Genomic DNA, 1511 nt, shown 5'->3' on the forward strand with positions numbered 1-1511 from the left:
CCCTCTGCGTCAGGCTGGTTGTGAGTCAGGTGGTGTGTGACGAGAGCAGGAGTAGCCATGACTGTTGGCCCGAGAGGTATTAGCCGTGATGAGATCCGGGACATGGTGCATCAGTACTATGTGCAGCCGTACGGGACGAGGAAGGAATGGCTTGCCTCCCAGCCGGTGAGTGAGTGGACGTTCCGGAAGTGGCGGCGGATGATCCAGGAGGGTGACCTCGACCGGAATCTGATTCCACGAGAGCATGGGAACATGGCCCGCACGAATGGCGAGTGGTCGGCGTTTGAAAGAGCGCGTGCCAAGGAAATCGCTGAACATCAGTCCGAAGTTGAACAACTCAAGAACCGCGTCCGGGAGCTTGAGGGAACGAACGAAGCTTTGGGAAAAGCTATCGGGCTCTTGCACGGGTTGAGCGTGCCAGAGCCCGATACGGCTCCGACGAACGATCCGAAAAGTTCATCGAAGCCGAAAACCTCCTCGTCCGGAACCTGAAAGAGCTCACCGGCTCGCAACGGCGAGCCCTGAAGATGGCCGGGGTTTCACGCTCGACGTGGCACTACCGGCAAAACCCCCGCGAACGGGTGCGGGACCCGATCGGGCAGTCCGAGCGGGCCTACGAGTCCCGCATCAGCGGCCCGGACCGTGACCGGATCGCCGAATACATCATGGGTGGCTGGGCCGATCAGGTCTCTGTGGATCACTCCTTCGCGACGGCCTGGGACGCCGGGGTGATGCTCGCCTCCCGCCGCACTTGGTGGCGGATCGCAGCCGAGATCGAGGAGCAGATGCTCCGACCGAAAATCCTGACCAAAAGCGAGAACAAACGGCCCCCACGACAGAAACCTATCCTGAAGGCCACAGGCCCGGGCCAGGTCTGGTCCTGGGATATCACCGATCTCTACTCGCCCTGGCGCGGGAAAACGTTCAAGGCCTACTCGGTCATGGATATCTATTCCCGCCAGATGGTTGCATGGCGGGTCGAGGAACGAGAAGCGGACCACCTCGCAGTGGAGATGTTCGAAACCGCTATCGCCGAGCACGGGGCACCCTGGGTCGTTCACGCCGATTCAGGGCCGGCTATGAAATCAAACCTGCTCCGGGATGCCCTCACCGCCCACGGCGTGGAACTCACCCACAACCGCCCCTACGTCTCGAACGACAACCCCTTCTCAGAGTCCGGGTTCCGGACCATGAAATACCGGCCAGGTTACCCACGGATCTTCAAAGACCTCCAAGGCGCAAGGACCTACCTCGCAGACTACGTGCCCTGGTACAACACCAAGCACAAACACTCAGGCATCGCCCTGTTCTCCCCAGCACAAGTCCACGACGGCACATGGAAAACCATTTGGAAGGAACGCGACCAAACCCTGCAACGCTACTACGACCAATACCCACACCGATTCCGACAACGCCCCACAACACCAGCACCGCAAACCTACGTAGGAATCAACCTCCCCGAACCAAACAAACAACCAACCCACTGACTCCACACAGCTTGACAGCCTGCG

General features: G+C 60.1%; 2 protein-coding genes. Both read left to right on the plus strand.

Annotated elements, in window-relative coordinates; all coding sequences use genetic code 11:
* Positions 1-57: 57 nt before the first annotated feature.
* Positions 58-492 carry a hypothetical protein gene (locus tag ACFX4T_RS25570; RefSeq protein ID WP_377655221.1) on the plus strand — a complete coding sequence of 145 codons (435 nt, stop codon included), beginning with the start codon at positions 58-60 and terminating at the stop codon, positions 490-492.
* Positions 493-527: 35 nt separating this feature from the next.
* Positions 528-1487, plus strand: coding sequence for a transposase (locus ACFX4T_RS25575; RefSeq protein WP_377655223.1), 960 nt, complete (start codon positions 528-530; stop codon positions 1485-1487).
* Positions 1488-1511 lie beyond the last annotated feature (24 nt).

The organism is Paenarthrobacter sp. YIM B13468 (assembly GCF_042788025.1).
Classification (GTDB): domain Bacteria; phylum Actinomycetota; class Actinomycetes; order Actinomycetales; family Micrococcaceae; genus Arthrobacter; species Arthrobacter aromaticivorans.